This is a genomic window from Confluentibacter sediminis (assembly GCF_003258355.1).
In the GTDB taxonomy this organism is placed as follows: domain Bacteria; phylum Bacteroidota; class Bacteroidia; order Flavobacteriales; family Flavobacteriaceae; genus Confluentibacter; species Confluentibacter sediminis.
Window position 1 is genome coordinate 105,870 of the sequence record NZ_QKPO01000017.1, and the last position, 17,542, is coordinate 123,411.

The following is a 17,542-nucleotide window of genomic DNA, read 5'->3' on the forward strand; positions in this document are numbered from 1 at the left end:
ATAAAATTTAATAATGAATACTTGGTCTACTTTTTTCTACAGGTGTTCAACCTTACATTCCTGTTTCTACATGTAAAATATTTTGATGTTCTATTTCCGGCAGTTGTGAAGGCAGATATTTTTGGATTAATTCCCGCCTTATCAATTGATTGGTATATAGAATGTAAATTTGATTGTGCTTGATTATGAAATCCTTTAAAGGGTGTCCTTCAATATGCGGGATGTAAAAGCTGTAGGCATAGTTTCCGTTTTTTAAATTGTAAACGTCTATGACACTTCTAGTTTGAAAAACTATTTGCAACTCATTTTTCGCTCTGGTTATTGACTGGTTAAAAAGCCAATGGCCCTGTGAAAAACTCCTTCTATTTACTAAGGGCGGTGGCATTGCCAACGACATTTGATCGTTTTTTTTATTGGAACTTAGCTTAAGTTTTGCCGTAGATGTGGTATCTATGGTTTTAAACCTTGCCGTAACCTTAAGGCTTTTGTTTATCAGGAGATATTCATTTCTATAATAATAGGTGTATATGAGTTTTTGCATGTCAGGATTATAATGCATAAAGCCATCGGTAGAGAAAAAGATATCAGCCTGTTTTTGAAGCGCTAATGGGTTTAGATAGGTCTCCATTTTATTCATATTTAAAATACCCATTAAGCGGCCTTCTTTTGGAATTAGTTTTGTTATCGCCAAGAGGTTAACGTCCATAGGGGTAGCGGAATTGAAATAGTTATTTTTTAAATCTAAAGCTTCGAGGACCCAGTTATTGGTATTGCCTTTAAAGAGGATAGGGGTGGTGCCATCTGTAATAAATACTCCTAAATCATTGATGGTTATCCCAACCCGACTTGGGTTAAATTTGTATGGTTTGGGAATATTCAAATGAATGGTTTGTGACTTGGAAAGGGTATAATCAAACTGTAAGATTTCAAAAGGATTGTTTTTCCTATTTAAATAAATATGGTTTTTTGTAATTCCAGCAAATTGAAATTGATTTTCTTCCAAGGTTATCCTGTTTTTTATTTCAGAAATGGGGTGAGGTGGCAATGTCCTGATAAAGCTTCCAGGTAAATGGTTTTTGTAATCTGTATAAAAAAACAATCCGAGCACTAATCCGCAGACCAATATGATTAGTGTACCAATTTGGAACAATGTGCGCTTAAAACCTTTCTTGTCCATGGCAGTGCCAGTATAATTGGGTTTTTTTACATTGGGGGCATTTATTATGATAGCAAAACTACCAAGTGCTACAAAGATGAAATTGAAAACCAAATGTTCCTTCCAACCCAATTGTTCCAAGATGCCACCACAAGAACATGGTACAAAATCACTAAAATTAAGTATGGTTACAATATACATGGTAAAAGCAGACATAAGGCCCACGCCCATATACAAAGCAAGCATTCTGGATTGGTTTATTGCAAGCCCAATGGCTATCAAAATTTCCAGCAATGGTATCATGAAAGCTATGATGTCTTTTAAATCGGTAAGTATTAGTGATTGACTTAATTGCAATCTAAAGTTTTCAAAATCCAATAGTTTGCTAGTTGCAGCATATACAAATAAGACAACGTACAAAAAGACAATACTTTTTGTAACTATCTGATGCCAACTTTTATTGCGTACCATATCGTTTGGTTTAATATGGTAAAGTTCGATAGTAAAATTTATTTTTAAGGGATTAGATTTTGACTATAAGGTATTAGATAAAAGGATATCCTTTTTGAAAACCTATTTTCTTAAACTGCTCGGTACATAACCAAAGCGTTTCTTGAATGCCCTAGAAAAGTGGGATATGCTCTTGAAGCCGTTCTTATAGGCAATGGACTTTAATGCCATATCACTATGTTGGATGAGCATGCTGCAATTTCGTAATCGTTCCTGCATCAAAAATTGGTGGACAGAAGTGCCATAAAGTTCCTTAAAACCATATTTTAACTTGAATTCGTTGGTTCCCAACTGAAGGGCAAATTTCTTCAGGGAAGGTAAGTTCCTGTCCAGATTGTTAATTATGATCTCTCGAGCTTCCCTAAGTTTCCTAATATCATCAAAGCTCAATCTGAGTTTTTGCTTTTGGCGGATTTCCGGAGGCATATATGTTTCTTTTTTGGGTTGAAATAAACTATGTCGAAGCTCCTGTTCCAGTTCAATTTGGGAACTTGTGTGAAGGATGGTCGTTATTAAAGTACGTCGGTCCAAATCTGATTTTTCCCTAAATGTCGTAATGTAGCAGGTGTTAGGTATGGTGAGATTGCCCTTGGTTTTAAATATGAGTTTTAATGATGTGTCATGTAGTTTTTTTTGTTGTAACATAATCCAAACGGAATTCCATGCCTCCAAACAGTCTTCCGATAGAAAATTCCCAAATGGCTCGCCAATCATATCACTATGAAGTATCGATAGAAGGTAGCAGGATTTTTGGTTAACCATTTGAATGTTTCCTTGATTATCCAATACAAAGCTCATCTGCACGATATGTTTCGTACTGTTGTTTAAATTCACAAAACCTTGGTGCATCATGGATTCCAATATTTCCTCAGATAGCATATTCAACATGACGGTTATGGCTTCAATACCGTCATCTTCTTTGGATCGTTTAAGTTTATAGAAGAAATTGCCTGCTGCCATTTCCAAAAGCATTTGGTTGATTTGAAGCATACGTTCTTTTTTATTCTTGGCCATAATTAAGGATTTATAATTATTATATCTATCTCGTTTTATACAGTGTTTTTCTAATTTGTTATGTTTATGATCTAATGTTGTCCTAGTTTTTAAATTTGTTTAAAAAAATAATGGCATCATCCAAGTTATCAAAACACTGGATGGGAATGGGTGGCTTATTGGTTCGAAGAAAAAACTTGAACATCATTTTTGATACGGGTGATTTTACCAGAAAAGCTACAGATTTTATGAGGGTAGAGCCTTCCATAGCCAAATAATTCCTAGCCGATTTATCAATCTCATTAATGCCTTGGATATCACATAATATGGGAAGGGACTGTCCTTCTTGCATGGCAAGCCGATCCTTGACAATTTGTACAGCTGCCTTTAAATCCATATAAACGCCTTTTTTGTAGGTTATAATTAATATGCCATCGCGGAGATGATATTCCGAATAGTCATTTTCAAAATATGGTAACATGATCGGATAAAACTGGTTTTTCAATGTAAACTTAAAAATTTAATTATATATATACTTGATATATAATGTGTTATAAATTGTCTGTTTTGGAGTATTAATTGTGTAATAGGGATGAATAATTGACTTAAAAGGATTATTGGAAAGGGATTCTTCTTATTTTCTTTCAAATTTTACTGATTTTTACGTATCACAAATAGGCATGGTGTTGATGTAGTGGGCAATACGTTTTTTTGGACGACATGAAAGCGGTCAATTGTCCTAAAATGTAATCTTGCTCTTTGTAAAATTATGTAGGGTACAATCATGATAATTTTTGTTTTTAGACTATGGCATACCAAAAGTTGATATCGGAATTTGAAGCTAAATTGGAAGCTTTGGAAGCCAGTTGTGAGGATATCCTATACAAAGCGGAACATGGTATCACCTATACGGAAAAATGTATCAAAAGTCTACGGGAAATCGTTGTACTCAAAGGGTTTCCATCCACACAGGATGAAATTGATTTTTTTAAACATGTGAAACCCCAGATTTTCAGCAAGCTGATTTATTATGTAAAACTTTATCATATTGAAAGTAAACGACCCAGGAGCAGTTCCAAATTTCAGGTTAAATACTTGAACAATCAAATCAATAAGTTACAGGTCTATTTTAATGACAATCTGGAATTCTACCATTATTACCGTAGGGCAGCATCAACCCTCGATGAACAATATTTTGTTAGGGGAAAATCAGATTTGCGTTCCCCAACGGAATCCTTTCACTTTTTTACCGATGAAGAATTCTCAACCTGCCAAGACAGTACCGTGGCGACTATCATGGCCTATGACATGCTAATTGTGTATTTACAGCAGGAAATAGCGGTCTTGGAAACCCATGCAGATAAACCAAAATTAAACCCCATGAAACAATTATCAAAGCTTTTCTGGACGGGAAGCAAAACAGAATTAATTGAATTGATTTATGCCTTACATAGCAGTGGAGCCATCAATAGTGGTACAGCCGATATCAAGGAAATGGCTTCGTTGTTTGAAAAGATGTTCAATATAGATCTTGGAAATTATTATCATACATTCATAGAGATTAGAGCAAGGAAATGCAGCAAGACAAAATTTTTGGATAAGCTTATTGACGTTCTAACGAAACGGTTTGAAGAATCCGATAACTAATCCCAACATCACCCCATGTTGCGAGTCATGTTTTAAAATGATATTCGCAGTAATATAAACACTTGCTTTTATATTTATGGATGTTTCGTTGTACCATACCAAGGCAAAAGTTCTTAAAATAAAAGGCCGATAAAAAATGTCCCAACTTGGGATGTACTATTGATAATCATAAAAAATGGTTCCTGAGATTTGTAAGACGAAAGTCAAATCAAGACAAAGTCGTCTAAAGATTATTTCGATCATTGGCGACTTTGTTATTTCTAAAAAAAACAGTTACAAATGGGAACAACTATTATTACAACGGAGGATCTTCATGAATTCAAATTGGAATTACTAAATGACATTAAACAATTATTGAAAAACCAATCAGGTGAGTATCCAAAAAAATGGTTGAAATCACCAGAGGTCAGGAACCTCTTGGGCATTTCGCCTGGAACCTTACAAAACCTGCGTATCAATGGCACTTTGCCATACACCAAAGTAGGGGGTGTACTCTATTATGATTACAAGGAAATCATGGACCTATTGGAAAAGAATAGGGTTCATAATACCTATTAAATCATCATTTTGGAAGATATCAATTACATTAAACATCTCAATGCTGTGTTTTTGCAATTTTCGATAGATACCAGATTGAATCCAACGCATATCAGCCTGTATATTGCTTTGTTTCAATATTGGAACACCAATTATTTTAAATCTGAATTTTATATCAATAGGGAAGAAATCATGTCCTTTTCCAAGATTGGATCGAAAAGCACCTATCATCGTTGCATCAAGGAATTAAGCCATTGGAACTATATCTTATACACTCCATCACATAACCCATTTCGAGGTAGTAAAATTAAGATGTTCGATTTTGGGACAAGTACTGGACAAGCTCTGTACCAAAGCCGTACCAATATCGAGACAAGCAGTGGACAAGCACTGGTACGTATAAACAAACATATACAAACTTTAGAAAACAATAAAAACTTTAATAAACCAAAAAATTTAATTTCTGAAAATTCTCAAACGGATATGAAACAAGATCCAACTGTTCCATATCAGGACAACCTAAAGACAAGTGCCGATAAAAATTATAATGAACCTTTATGAATACAACCAGTCCCCATATTATTTTGGAAGGTTCAGTGACATACGAACTGGGGAATATTCAAGGAAATCAAATTCTTTATGATTTTAGTAAGATTCTGATCTATCTGGATGCCAAAGGGAAGTTGTTGTTCGGACATACTTTTAAACTCTTTGATGAAGATAGGGATATTCTATTCAAACTTTGTAATTATTTCATTAAGGATGAAGCCAATTGTAAAAAACTCAATATGGATTTGAACAAGGGTATTTTATTAACGGGTCCAGTTGGCTGTGGTAAAACCAGTTTAATGAAATTGCTGAGACATATGGTACCGCATCAAAAACCCTATAAAATCATCCCATCAAGAAATATTGTATTTGGGTTTAACCACATTGGTTACAAAACCATTGAAGACTATGGCAACGGACAGTATTTTTGTTTTGATGATTTGGGAGTGGAACCCATTGGTAGACATTATGGACAGGATTGCAATGTGATGGGTGAAGTTTTACTGTCTCGTTATGATTTGTTTTTACAACATAAAATAATCACCCATGCGACTACCAATCTTAATGCTCGTGAATTGGAAGATCGTTATGGTAAGAGGGTTCGTTCCCGGATGCGGGAATTGTTTAATTTGGTAGCCTTTGATAATGGTAGTGTGGATAAAAGAAGTTAACCAAGGATTTAGAGTTGCTTTAAAACGATAATTGGGATAATGAATCTGAGGAGCATGAACAAAATCAAAGAATAGAGCAATAATAGTCTTTTTTAAATACATCCCAATCCCAAATTCATGGTTTTTGTATAGGTCATCCTATATGATTATATATTGCAACTAGAATGGCCAAAGCAATAGCTTTAGTATTTGAAGGGTTTAAAAAATAATCAGCTTCATCAAAATTGGTTAAAAAGCCCAATTCAACAAGTATTGCTGGGCAAAAATCAATCATGTCCCGTAACACCTGAAAATTAGCAAACTTCACACCTCGGGTCTCAAACCCTAACTTACTTGAGTTTTCATTTAAAATTGATAACCCCAATATAATGGATTCTTTAGTATTCAAATTTTTAGAATCATGCACATATACGTCCATTCCTTTTGAAGTTGTTTTGGAAGCATTACAATGTAAGGACACAAATACATCTGCTTTTAAGGCTTTGGCCAATCGACTTCTATCAGAAAGAGCGATAAAGTTATCACCGTATCTAGTTAGGTAAATATCCAATTTGTTATCTAAAAGCAAGTTGTTGAACTTGATGATTTCCTTGGCAATATTAAGAACCACATCTTTTTCTTGGATGCCATTTACACCAATGGCACCAGGATCTGTTCCACCATGTCCAACGTCAATGAGTATTCTTTTTTGTACTTCCAACTGTTGTCCAAAAATGATACATGTTTTAAGTATGGCTAGAAGAAATACGACGTTTTTGAGGTTTATTTTGAAGTCAATTTTCATAATTGTGAACATTTTTCGCATCCAAAACCATAAAATTCAATGCCCTTTAGTTGCAATTAAAAACAATCTTAATCAAATAATATTATTTAGTTAAAATATTGATAATCAGTTGTTTAATAGTAAATATATCGTAATTTTCATAAATCAAAATCATTAAAAACTTAAATTTTATTTCGTATGAAAAAATCAATTTATTTAACCTTGATCTTAGGCCTTATTTCCACATCCATGTTTGCCCAAATTGGAGGCATCGAAGATTCCGTAAACGATGTTTCGGATACCATCCGTGCAATTTTCCCCATTATCCTTGGTGTCATCTTTTTGATCGGTTTCTTGTTCAATGCAGGTCACTTCTTTGGAGAGAATGCTGATTTAAAAAAGGGCATCACTCGTGTGTTGGTCTTTGTACTTATAGCGGGAGCCGTTGTCGGCATCTTTACCTACTTAATCGGAATCGTGGTGTAATATGAAACGGTTCAGTGTCTATAAAAACATAAGGAAGCGAGCGATGATAATGGGTCTACCTATATCATTGTTCGCCTTGATGATGACTGTGGTTATAGGATCCCTATTATGTATCATATTTTCTTTTAGCTTTTCAGTAATCATATTGGTTTTTCTTTTCAATGGTATAGTGTATATCATATTAACTCATTTGACAAAGAACCCATCCCTATGGCATTTTAAAAAAGTGTTTCCGCAAACCATCAGTAATAAAAAACAAAGCCAATTATATTATGAAGACCATTAACCTAGCGGCATATCATCCCATACTGGATATTCAAGATCATATGGTATTTGCAAATAATGGTAATGTAGTCCTATGCTATCAAGTGGATTTTCCAGAGGTATATTCTCTTTCTGAATCTGATTTTGAGGATATTCATGGGGCTTGGTTCCAAGGGTTTAAATCCTTGCCTACAGGTACTATTATACACAAACAGGATATTTACCGAAAGACATCGTATGATGCTAATGACATTCCCAATAAAAGTTTTTTGGAAAAGGCTACCTACAATTATTTTAAAGGACGAGAATATTTAGAACATAGGTCATATCTGTTTTTTATGTTGCCTTTAAATAAATCACTGAATGCATCCAAATTTACCAACCCTTTTCGAAACATAGAAAAAGGGATCCATAAACAAATGGATCATAATGTACAGGAGTTTATGACATTGGTAAATGATGCCGTGTCCTTTATCAATAACAGTCGAAAGGTATTTTTAGAGCCCATGCGTCAAAGCGACATAGTCCGTATGACCCATGCCTATTTTAATGGATTCAATGAAGGCTTTGATACGGATATTCAGCTTAAAAAAACGGAGGTTGAAATAGGGGACAACCATTTTGATGTCTTGGCAGTCAATAGTGAGCTATGTTTTGGGGATGTGGTACAAAGCAGCAAAACCAATGATAAGTTTACTTCAGATGATTTTGTGTTCCATCAAGGGTTTATGGATGGTTTGGGATTGAACCTCAATGAAAACCATATCATCAACCAAATCATTTACTTGGATGACAAACAGAAATGGCGAAAACTGTTGGAAAAGAAAATGGAGGAGCTTAATAAGAGCTCCAATTTCGGGACACAGAACAAAGTAATCTTAAAGAAGATTGAAGCCATTGTGGATCGGATCAATGCGGATGATGCTTCCAGAATCATAAGAGGTCATATGAACATTGTCTTTTGGTCCTGTGAAATCCACGAGTTAAGCCATATAGCGTCCAAGATAAAAGCGGAGTTCAAGGAACTGGATATTGTTCCTTATTATCCAAAAGGGGAGGAACGGAAACACTATTTTTTGAATTCCTATTGTTGTTATGTTTCCAACTTCTCCAATGCCGATTTGTATGTGACGGATTTAAAACATGCCTTGTGCTTATATATTAATAACACCAATTATAAATCGGATGTTAAGGGTATCATCTTCAATGATAGGCAACATAATATTCCCATTCTTAAAGATGTCTGGGATGAACAGAAGAAACGTATCAAGGCCAGAAACTTTGCCATTTTTGCACCAACTGGGGAAGGTAAGTCCTTTTTGGCCAACAATATTTTGCGCCAATATTTTGAGAACGGGGTCAGATTGGTCATTATCGATTTGGGAGGTTCTTATTCCAAGTTTGCCAAATTGTATCCCGAAGAGCATATTATTCTTAGGTATGAACAGGGTAAAAATCTAGGTATTAACCCTTTTTATATTGCTGAAAATGCCGATTTGACACCAGAGCGGTTGGAGGATTTAGGACGGTTCATTTTGGAACTTTTGGCTTTAGGCAGTAAAACCAGTAAGGCTCAAGAAGTGGCTGTTAAAAAAGTCATTCGAAGTTATTATGATTCCCGGCCGGGAGACCATTCCTTGGCATCCTTATATCAATTTGTGGATGGCAAAAAGGATACCCTTATTCAGGAACTGCATATTCAAGAGGAACATTTCAGTGTTTATGATTTTCTGCACATCCTCTCTGAATATGTTGGTGATGGGCTGTACAGTTTTTTGTTCAATATCAGCCAAGACCAGACCTATAAGATTGAAGATAAACGATTGATTGTTTTTGAACTCGATGAAGTTAAGGACAATAAAGAAATCTTGTCGGTCATGCTAAAACTTATCAAATCGGCGATCCAACGCACCATATGGCGAAATAAAGCGGAGAAGGGCATCATCCTTTTTGATGAGTTTGCCAAGCAACTAAAGTTTGACAATGTTTTGGAAAGTGTCGAATTCTATTACCAAGCCATTAGAAAACAAAATGGAGCCATTGGAATCATCTTGCAGTCCATTAACCAATTACCAAGCAATTCCACTTCGGCCAGCATTTTGGAAAATACCCAAATCATCTATAGCCTTAGAAACGAAAAGGGCTATGATGAGCTGCAAAGGAGATTGAACCTGTCCAGCCATGACCTGAACCAGTTAAGATCCATTCGAAACAACCTTTCTGGCGTACGGAAGTATACCGAGATATTTATCAAGATTGGTAAGGAAAGCAACATTTTCAGGTTGGAAGTACCTAAGGAAGTGTATGCAGCTTACGTGACCGATGGGCAGGAAAGTAATGATATCATGCATCTCTATGATAAGACCAAGAATATGGAAGCTGCTATCAGGGAGTTTATAAAGCGTCCATAGACCCTTCTGGCGGCTGTCTCTAAAAATTAAAATCATCATGAATTAAATATCAATCAAAAAACGAACTTTATGAAATCATCAAAATACAATCGCCAAATCCATGGACTAAACTATTGGACTGTGGTTAAAGACCGAATCCTGACACTGATGTGTTTAGGGCTATTGGTTATTTTAATACCTAACCATTTAGGGGCACAAGGTATGCCTGTGTATGATAACACCAATTTTGTTAGTCTGGCTAAATCATTGGTTGAATCCGCTAAGCAAACCTCAGAACTTTTGAAGACCGTTGAGTTTTTAAAACAACAGAAAGAGCGCATAGAAAAGGTAAGCAACATCATCAAACAACTTAAAGCGGTCCAGGAACTAACAAGGAATAACCAAAAGCTTTTTGATATGGTTCAGAACGACCTTCGGGAGATATTGAATTCGCCTTATATCAAGCCAGAGGAAGTCCATAGGGTTTCGGAATCCTTTAATGCCATTATCGAACAATCCTTGGATGATCTGGAATTTGTCAGCCAGATACTATCTAATGACACCTTAAAAATGACGGATTCGGAACGTGCCACATTTTTAAAGGAAAAGGAAGTGCAATCCAGGGATATGGTAGCTGAGATTGAAACTAAGGCCCGACGCTATAGGGAGATTATAGCCTTTAGAAGCATGCAGGACAAAATCAATAACCGGGAAACCAATTACTAAAGATGACTGGGATATTTTTAGGTATTGGATTGGAATATGTGGATGCGGTTTTTACCATCATCAAGAACAGTGATTTTTCACAGTACGCCATAACCGGGATGAAAACCTTGGCCATTCTATTATTTCTCATAAACATCTTGAAGAAATACAATGAAGGGGTTGCCAATAATGATGGCTATACTTGGGGATTGACCCCTGCTGAACTTGCAAAGAATTTTGCTGTTGTGATTCTGGTTATTTTCTCAACCCAAGTACTTAATGTTTTTGATACCATTTTGGTGGCCATAGAGACCCAATATAGGGATACGGCACCGGCACTCCTTCCATTGCAAATGCAGGACATCGATCTTGAACAGGACGTGGGTGCCTTGGAAGCCGCCAAAAAGGCCATGGCCTTACTCTATGAAGCTTTGGTGACACCATTGTTCGGTCTCAAAGTCATAGCGTTCATCATTGGTTTGTTTTTATGGTTGCTGGATTTGTTCATCTATCCCTTGTTTTTAGCGGAGCGTTACTTCTTATTGGGCATCATGCAGGCTTTCTTTCCATTAGTCATCAGTCTCGCTGTCTTTGAAAAATTTAGAAACTTAGCCTATAATTTCTTTAAACTATATGCAGGGGTCTATATGTTGGTACCAGCTTTTTTCTTGGTCAATGTGTTCATCAATAACCTCTATACAGAAATAAATACCAATTTCTGGCCCACCTTATTTGGTACGGATTGGGGAAGCCAGGTGTTTGCACCCTTGATACAGTTGGGATCTATAGGGTTTATAGTCTTATTGAAATTCAAGTTATACAGGCGTGCGACCTCATTTACATTAAAACTTTTTACTGGAGGATAGTCCCATTTTTAAAAAATAAATTATGAAAACACCTTATAAAGATATTTATAACATATTAAAGCTGAATCGTTTTATTGTATTGGCAGTGGTTATCTGCGCAACAATTACCAGTACCATGTCCGTTGTGTTGATCCTAAAATTGCATAAAGACACTATTAACAGTGCGTTTGTGGTTAATAGTGAGGGGCAAGTAATTCCTTTAAAATTAGTTTCACAAAAAGAGAATCTGGAAGTAGAGATCTTGTCACATTTGGAATTGTTCCACCAATACTTTTATAACATTGATGCCAGTAACTACGAAAAGAACCTTGGAAAAGCGTTGTGGTTGGGGAATGGTTCTGTGGATGCGGTATATCGCCAGAAAAAAGCAGATGGTGTCTATAATCGTTTGCTTCAGTATTCCTTGGTTCAAAAAGTGATTTCCGTTGCATCCAAAATAAACATCCAAAAAGAACCTTACAGCTTTGAGACCTTAACCATATTCGAGGTAAATCGTGGGTCGGTCATAGATACCTATGAGTTAAAAACCACTGGAAATGTCATTCATGTAGATAGGAATTTTCCTAAAAACACCCACGGCTTGTTGATCACCAACTTTTTTGAAAATTCCCTAAGAAAAATAGACAATAAAGAAAGATCATAAATAACATTAAATAAAACAATAAGATGAAAATTGAAAAGAACAAAATCATATTTGCTGGGGTGATTTTAGGTATTACCGTGCTTACAGGGGGCTATACCATGCACATGCTTGGTGAAGACCCGTCTCCAGTAATTGAAAACAATCAAATTCCTGTTCCTAAATTGGAGGATGGACAGAAAGTATATGAATCAAAATTAGATGCACTGAATGATCTGAAGGAAGTTAAGAACACCAATGCCCCAAGTATCTATGATGAAAAGTTGTTGGATTCAATGGGGGTTTATGATTCTGAAGTTCTGGACAAGGAAAAGATTAGGATGATTGATAGCATCTATCAAGAAGGTAGGATTAAATACACCGGAAAGATTTCAAAAGATGATCTGCCAAAGACATCCAATGAAATGACAACAAAAAATTTGGATACGGTTGAATCTGCAAAGGAGCCCGTTATCTCCGCCATGGAGATGGGATTAGAACACCAACTCTTTTTTGCTTCAAATCCTAAAGAGATTCCAAATGATGAAATATTGGAAAATAAATCCATTTTGGTTGCAGTAGATGGCACTCAAACCGTAAAGAACAATTTTAGATTGAGCATGCGGTTGATGGAAGATGCCATTATTAATGGTATTAAAACACCAAGAAATACCCGGATTTATGGTTTTGTGAGCTTTCGTGCTAACCGAACCATCATAGACATTGAAAACATTAATCATCAACCAGTAAAACTCAAAGCCTTTGATTTACAGGATGGCAATGAGGGTATTTATATTGAAAATAGCTTTAGGGCAGATGCCACTAGAGAAGTGGTGGATGATGTCGTTCAGAACATAAACATAGCTGGACTTCCTCAAGTTGGAGGGGTAAAGCAACTCTTTCAGCGCAATAATAGATCCGTGAAAGTAACGATACTGGATAACTATCAATTATTCTTAAAGCCTTATTAAAGAACCATTAAATTCAAATAATTATGAATCCTAGTTTTACTTATGCAATGCTATTTATGTCAATAATAACGTATGCGCAACCTTCACTGGATACCATTTATGCCAATGAATATATGAATGTCGCTTTATTTTTCCCGAAACAAATTCGCCAAGGAATAACAGGAGCAGAAAACTTTGCTTTCAGTTATAATAGGGAAAATCAACAATATTTTGGACTGTTGCAGGCAACACCAGGCGTGGATAGCAATTTATTAATTATTACAACAGACGGAAATGTTTATTCCTATATTCTTAAATACGCTAAAACAGTAACTAAGCTAAATTATTTTATTGGAGAACATGAACGGATTCGAAATGAAAAACTTGAGGATGTTAAATCCATTGGTACTGTCGACACCCTTATAAATTACAAAGAAAAAGCGAATTATTATGAAAGGTTTTCAGAATCCCTATTGCAAACAAAACAATATCCTTCCGCCACAAAAAGAGAGAAGGGCATGGTCTTAAGATTATTGAGAACAGTTTATGATAAAAATGAGGTCTATTTGGTCTTGGAAATCAAGAACAATTCGGGAATTGATTTTGAATTGGATTATTTGGGGATCTCCAAAGCCAAAATATCCAAAAGGCACAAAGGTTCTTACCAAAAAATCGAACAAGATATTTTATACAGGTATAAAGAACCGAAAACAGTTTTCGACCAAAGCTCAAATCAATTTGTTTTTGTTCTTCCAAAATTTGTATTAGGTGATAAGGAAAAATTGCATTTAGAAGTGAAAGAATTGAATGGCAGTAGAAAATTAACCTTAGAGACTAAAAATTAATGACATTTTCTAAGGTATAGTCGACATCCTTGTTAATAAAATCGCTTAGTACGACAATAATGTGTTCTCAGGCAGCGATGAAACGTTAGCTTTCTTAAAGTTTTGCCATTATAATCTCTTTTCGAATCGTTAATATAGGTTTCATCTCAAGTCTCAAGATTTTTTCTTTTTGGCACATAATCGTTTTAATATTTTTTAAATGGATATAGGATATCATAATTTCATTAGTTATTTATTTTGCTTTGTTTCTAAATAACATTATTTTTATTTTATCAGGAAGTAAAGCATTTTACTTTAAGTTCATTTATATATAGTGTCAACAAATCGGATAACAGTTTGTTTTTAAAGTATATAAATGATTGATTTATAATTTTTATGGGATTGGGTGGTCTACCTGTCATTAAGTTCGAACGCTATGCCGACGATATTGTGGTTCACTGTACCCATAAACATGCAGCACTGAAGCTGCTTGGTTCGATAAAGGAGCGACTGAAGAGTTGCATTTGGATATAATGAGGAAAAGTCAAGGATTGTCTATTAACATCGCAACCAAAAGAAGCAGCCCAATGTCAAGGAGACGTACCAGAAATTCGATTTTCTATGCTTCACCTTCAAACCACGTACATTAAGGGTAAGGGGCAAACAAGTAATTGGCTTTACGCCAGTTATCAGCCAAAAGAGCATAAGCAGGATTGCAGTAGAACTAAGGAAAAGCGGTATCCATACCGAACGTACTGAGTAAAACGGAGGTGCTTAATATCATCCAATCCCCACAAAACATAAAGCACAGAGCCATTTTACATACCATTTATGGCAGTGGGCTGCGGATATCGGAACTCTTGAATTTACGGGTTGCGGATGTCCATTCCGACAAAGGGTATCTATTCATAAAGGACAGCAAGGGGAAAAAGGACAGGAAAACCATTTTGCCAGAACAGCTATTGGTATTGTTGAGGGCTTATTATAAGGCCTATAAACCATCCTACTGGTTATTTGAGGGACAAACGGGCTGCAAGTACAGTACTGCCAGCATACGGTCCATATTCCGAAAGGCAGTGGACTAAACCAATTCCAACCCATGGGCAACGGTACATACCTTGCGGCATTCGTTTGCTACACATTGTATTGAAAACAACATAAATATCAGGCATTTGCAGAACATGTTGGGACATAATTCTCCGAAGACAACAGAAATTTACACAAAAACGATTGAAATTAACAACAAGACCATAATTAGTCCATTGGATACCTTGTTAAAAAGTAATATATTGGACACATAATAAATATAACTACAATTGTATGGCAATTTATTGTAGTTATACAAGTGTTAGGCAACATATAAAAACGCATTGAAAAAGAAAGTAAACTCTATAGATTTATTAATTGAAAATCTTCAAAAGGAATTTTCAAAAATCCCGAATTTTGAACTCACTCAAAATGACCCACTCGGAAAAAAACTTTTTGATTTTGTAGTGCGTTTTGTTTCCGAATTTCACTCATATCAAGATTTATTTGTTCAGTTCTACCTTCCAGCTTCATTAAAATCAATACAAACTTTTAAAAGAGAACTTAAATTTTCAAAGTATAAACAATTCTTCAATTTGACTGAAGATGAATACAAAGAAAATTATTTTGAAACTGTTAGATTGGGTTATGTTGGTGCTTTTCACAAATATGAAAGCTTTTTGAAAAACTTAATTCCGATGATGGACGAATTTTTCAAAGAAATTGATTTTGATAATAAATTTTTTCCGATTACGGAATATTTAAAATCCGAATTCGATGTTGAATTAAAAAAAACAACTCATAATTTTCCTATAACACGAAAAATAAATTGGATTTGTAACTGCGTAAAGCATTACGATGGCTATCCAATTAAAGAACCAATACCAAAATATTTAGACCATTTTGACAAGAATAAGAAAATACAAATTGACTCAAAGGAATTTAAAAAAGATATGCAGGAGCTGATTAAGCATAACCAAAATATGCTGACTTTATTATTCTATGTTGGTTTTCATCAATATTTCGGACTTGAATTTTCGACAATTGAAAACGAACTAAAACCAGAACATAGAGAAAAAGATAAAGTTGAAAAAATGAGAGAAGTTCTAGGAATGTCAATAAAAACATTATTTAATCTAGGAAAATACGTTGCCTAACACCGGTAGCCGTTGCGCAAGCCCGTAATTTTGCAAACCTATGATATAAAAACGCCCATTTTAAGGGCGTTAATTGTTTTTTATAGGTATTACAATGTAAATTCAAGATGACCATATGGACTTATAATGGCGTCCATAATAGCCTTAAAACGATAAAATAGAGAACGTAGGCTTGCCGCTCCACTTTTACTGTGTTTTTCTGTAAATTTCATGTACTTCTTTATATTATATGCTATGGCCGATAGCTGCATGCACTTATTGGCCTGCCCAATACCTATGGTATTGACTTTTCTAAGTCCCATAAACTGGGTGAGTGTTCCAAAAACAGGTTCTACCGTGCTTTGTCGCTTGGCTTTCATGTAACGCCCTTCTGGACTGTTTACCCGGGCAATGTTACGCTCGTACTCGGCGCGGTAATACGTCACGGTAAACTTCTTTTCCTGAGCGCTTTTGCCCAAACATTCTCTGCGTATCGGGCAATCGATACAAACCTTCTTTGATGCTCTATATTCTTTCTTTTTCGTATGGTTCTTCGTTTCGTAAAATACCTTTTTAAACGGAATGACTTTACCCTGAGGACATACATAATGATCTTGGGGTTCGTTATAAGTAAAGCCATCGGGACAACCTTTATAAGTACCATGGGGAGGAATAAAACTTTTTAAGTGCCTGTCTTCTAAAAATGCGTAGTTCTCGCCACTGCTATACCCAGTATCGGCTACACAGTTGTCCCATACTAAGCCTGACCTGCGTAAACGGCGCTGCACACGAACCACAATGTCCGGCAACTGTTGGTTGTCCTTTCCGTCGGCATGATAGGCTTTGATGTCTGTTATCACATGATGGGCCGTATCTACCGTTAGCTGGCTCTGGTAATTAAGCTTTCTGGCCTTACCGGGTTTCACACTGATACGCGCATCGGGATCGGTTGGGCTGTAATGTGTTTTGTTACTGGTGTAACGGCTGCCTTTATTACCGGCTCCCGGTCGCTGGTCCTGTTCCTTAGACCATTTGGTGTTTCTGGTTTTTATGGCTTGAAGTTCTTTATCACTGGCCGATAGGGTTTGCTCAGACTTATTGGCTTTGTTCTCTTTAGCCTGACGCAAGGGTTTGTATTTGTCTCTTTTGCTAATGTGGCGAACCTTACGTAGATGAGAATCTAAATCGGCTTCGGGGACTTTGAGCTCCAAACTGTCCATGGAAGCATTGGCCTTTACCGGGGCACTATCAATAGCCTGGGTATGCCCACTGACCATACCCGCATTAACGCATAGTTCAAATACCTTGGTAAAGACCGTTTCAAAAACGGACTCGGGAAACAATCCTCGGGTACGGCTGATGGTTGAGTGCCAGGGTAGCTCTTCATCGATGTCATAGCCCAAAAAATACAGGATGTCCAAACGCATGCTGCAATGCTCTATAAGCTTGC

18 protein-coding genes and 1 pseudogene are annotated in these 17,542 nt (G+C 35.9%); 13 read left to right on the forward strand and 6 right to left on the reverse strand.

What is annotated here, in order from left to right; genetic code table 11:
* Nucleotides 1–52: 52 nt before the first annotated feature.
* The 3 genes from DKT72_RS15285 to DKT72_RS15295 form a co-directional block, all read right to left on the reverse strand.
* Nucleotides 53–1,627, reverse strand: coding sequence for a MauE/DoxX family redox-associated membrane protein (locus DKT72_RS15285; RefSeq protein WP_111309612.1), 1,575 nt, complete (start codon nt 1,625–1,627; stop codon nt 53–55).
* Between the two features lie 102 nt (nt 1,628–1,729).
* Nucleotides 1,730–2,680: a helix-turn-helix domain-containing protein gene (locus tag DKT72_RS15290; RefSeq protein WP_111309613.1), complete on the reverse strand. Its 951-nt coding sequence runs from the start codon at nt 2,678–2,680 to the stop codon at nt 1,730–1,732.
* Between the two features lie 82 nt (nt 2,681–2,762).
* Entirely contained in the window at nt 2,763–3,140 is a 378-nt protein-coding gene (locus tag DKT72_RS15295) for a DUF7793 family protein (protein WP_111309614.1), read from the reverse strand.
* 326 nt (nt 3,141–3,466) lie between these two features.
* Between DKT72_RS15295 and DKT72_RS15300 the strand changes: the two genes are divergently transcribed.
* The 4 genes from DKT72_RS15300 (at nt 3,467) to DKT72_RS15315 (ending at nt 6,063) form a co-directional block, all read left to right on the forward strand.
* On the forward strand, nt 3,467–4,306 hold the full coding sequence (locus DKT72_RS15300; protein ID WP_111309615.1) for an RteC domain-containing protein: 840 nt from the start codon (nt 3,467–3,469) through the stop codon (nt 4,304–4,306).
* Nucleotides 4,307–4,585: 279 nt separating this feature from the next.
* Nucleotides 4,586–4,864 (forward strand): helix-turn-helix domain-containing protein, encoded by a 279-nt coding sequence (locus DKT72_RS15305; RefSeq protein WP_111309616.1) that lies wholly within the window; start codon nt 4,586–4,588, stop codon nt 4,862–4,864.
* Between the two features lie 9 nt (nt 4,865–4,873).
* A complete protein-coding gene (locus tag DKT72_RS15310; protein ID WP_111309617.1) occupies nt 4,874–5,404 on the forward strand; it encodes a hypothetical protein in 531 nt (176 codons plus the stop codon).
* Nucleotides 5,401–6,063: an ATPase gene (locus tag DKT72_RS15315; RefSeq protein WP_111309618.1), complete on the forward strand. Its 663-nt coding sequence runs from the start codon at nt 5,401–5,403 to the stop codon at nt 6,061–6,063. Before DKT72_RS15310 ends, DKT72_RS15315 begins: the two co-directional genes overlap by 4 nt.
* A gap of 133 nt (nt 6,064–6,196) precedes the next feature.
* Here DKT72_RS15315 and DKT72_RS15320 read toward each other — a convergent pair whose 3' ends face one another.
* Entirely contained in the window at nt 6,197–6,847 is a 651-nt protein-coding gene (locus tag DKT72_RS15320; protein ID WP_111309619.1) for an N-acetylmuramoyl-L-alanine amidase family protein, read from the reverse strand.
* Nucleotides 6,848–7,024: 177 nt separating this feature from the next.
* Here DKT72_RS15320 and DKT72_RS15325 point away from each other — a divergent pair, with 177 nt between their 5' ends.
* The gene (locus tag DKT72_RS15325; protein WP_111309620.1) at nt 7,025–7,312 is read left to right on the forward strand and encodes a hypothetical protein; all 288 of its coding nucleotides are present in this window, start codon (nt 7,025–7,027) and stop codon (nt 7,310–7,312) included.
* An 18-nt stretch (nt 7,313–7,330) separates the two neighbouring features.
* On the opposite strand, the gene DKT72_RS18685 is transcribed toward DKT72_RS15325, so the two are convergent.
* The gene (locus tag DKT72_RS18685; protein ID WP_162623331.1) at nt 7,331–7,492 is read right to left on the reverse strand and encodes a hypothetical protein; all 162 of its coding nucleotides are present in this window, start codon (nt 7,490–7,492) and stop codon (nt 7,331–7,333) included.
* A 92-nt stretch (nt 7,493–7,584) separates the two neighbouring features.
* Here DKT72_RS18685 and DKT72_RS15335 point away from each other — a divergent pair, with 92 nt between their 5' ends.
* The 8 genes and pseudogenes from DKT72_RS15335 to DKT72_RS15375 all read left to right on the forward strand — a co-directional run bounded on the left by DKT72_RS15335 (nt 7,585) and on the right by DKT72_RS15375 (nt 16,113).
* Complete coding sequence (locus DKT72_RS15335) at nt 7,585–9,987, forward strand: TraG family conjugative transposon ATPase (RefSeq protein ID WP_111309622.1); 2,403 nt, start codon at nt 7,585–7,587, stop codon at nt 9,985–9,987.
* Nucleotides 9,988–10,134: 147 nt separating this feature from the next.
* The gene (locus DKT72_RS15340) at nt 10,135–10,692 is read left to right on the forward strand and encodes a TrbJ/VirB5 family protein (RefSeq protein WP_111309623.1); all 558 of its coding nucleotides are present in this window, start codon (nt 10,135–10,137) and stop codon (nt 10,690–10,692) included.
* 2 nt (nt 10,693–10,694) lie between these two features.
* A complete protein-coding gene (locus DKT72_RS15345; protein ID WP_111309624.1) occupies nt 10,695–11,537 on the forward strand; it encodes a hypothetical protein in 843 nt (280 codons plus the stop codon).
* Between the two features lie 22 nt (nt 11,538–11,559).
* On the forward strand, nt 11,560–12,180 hold the full coding sequence (locus DKT72_RS15350; RefSeq protein WP_111309625.1) for a conjugal transfer protein TraK: 621 nt from the start codon (nt 11,560–11,562) through the stop codon (nt 12,178–12,180).
* A gap of 23 nt (nt 12,181–12,203) precedes the next feature.
* Nucleotides 12,204–13,127, forward strand: coding sequence for a conjugative transposon protein TraM (traM, locus tag DKT72_RS15355; RefSeq protein WP_111309626.1), 924 nt, complete (start codon nt 12,204–12,206; stop codon nt 13,125–13,127).
* A gap of 23 nt (nt 13,128–13,150) precedes the next feature.
* The gene (locus DKT72_RS15360) at nt 13,151–13,951 is read left to right on the forward strand and encodes a DUF4138 domain-containing protein (protein WP_111309627.1); all 801 of its coding nucleotides are present in this window, start codon (nt 13,151–13,153) and stop codon (nt 13,949–13,951) included.
* Between the two features lie 734 nt (nt 13,952–14,685).
* Nucleotides 14,686–15,231 (forward strand): annotated as a pseudogene (locus DKT72_RS18400) (tyrosine-type recombinase/integrase).
* Nucleotides 15,232–15,300: 69 nt separating this feature from the next.
* Nucleotides 15,301–16,113 (forward strand): hypothetical protein, encoded by an 813-nt coding sequence (locus tag DKT72_RS15375; RefSeq protein ID WP_111309630.1) that lies wholly within the window; start codon nt 15,301–15,303, stop codon nt 16,111–16,113.
* Between the two features lie 89 nt (nt 16,114–16,202).
* On the opposite strand, the gene DKT72_RS15380 is transcribed toward DKT72_RS15375, so the two are convergent.
* The coding region (locus DKT72_RS15380; protein WP_235841737.1) for an IS1182 family transposase at nt 16,203–17,542 on the reverse strand (1,340 nt) is incomplete at its 5' end.

Coding starts and splice junctions, on each gene's coding strand:
- DKT72_RS15325 (WP_111309620.1), top strand. CDS start 7,025: ATGAAAAAATCAATTTATTTAACCTTGATCTTAGGCCTTATTTCCACA.
- DKT72_RS15345 (WP_111309624.1), top strand. CDS start 10,695: ATGACTGGGATATTTTTAGGTATTGGATTGGAATATGTGGATGCGGTT.
- DKT72_RS15295 (WP_111309614.1), bottom strand. CDS start 3,140: ATGTTACCATATTTTGAAAATGACTATTCGGAATATCATCTCCGCGAT.
- DKT72_RS15290 (WP_111309613.1), bottom strand. CDS start 2,680: ATGGCCAAGAATAAAAAAGAACGTATGCTTCAAATCAACCAAATGCTT.
- DKT72_RS15305 (WP_111309616.1), top strand. CDS start 4,586: ATGGGAACAACTATTATTACAACGGAGGATCTTCATGAATTCAAATTG.
- DKT72_RS15335 (WP_111309622.1), top strand. CDS start 7,585: ATGAAGACCATTAACCTAGCGGCATATCATCCCATACTGGATATTCAA.
- DKT72_RS18685 (WP_162623331.1), bottom strand. CDS start 7,492: ATGATATACACTATACCATTGAAAAGAAAAACCAATATGATTACTGAA.
- traM (WP_111309626.1), top strand. CDS start 12,204: ATGAAAATTGAAAAGAACAAAATCATATTTGCTGGGGTGATTTTAGGT.
- DKT72_RS15340 (WP_111309623.1), top strand. CDS start 10,135: ATGTGTTTAGGGCTATTGGTTATTTTAATACCTAACCATTTAGGGGCA.
- DKT72_RS15315 (WP_111309618.1), top strand. CDS start 5,401: ATGAATACAACCAGTCCCCATATTATTTTGGAAGGTTCAGTGACATAC.
- DKT72_RS15285 (WP_111309612.1), bottom strand. CDS start 1,627: ATGGTACGCAATAAAAGTTGGCATCAGATAGTTACAAAAAGTATTGTC.
- DKT72_RS15350 (WP_111309625.1), top strand. CDS start 11,560: ATGAAAACACCTTATAAAGATATTTATAACATATTAAAGCTGAATCGT.
- DKT72_RS15320 (WP_111309619.1), bottom strand. CDS start 6,847: ATGAAAATTGACTTCAAAATAAACCTCAAAAACGTCGTATTTCTTCTA.
- DKT72_RS15300 (WP_111309615.1), top strand. CDS start 3,467: ATGGCATACCAAAAGTTGATATCGGAATTTGAAGCTAAATTGGAAGCT.
- DKT72_RS15360 (WP_111309627.1), top strand. CDS start 13,151: ATGAATCCTAGTTTTACTTATGCAATGCTATTTATGTCAATAATAACG.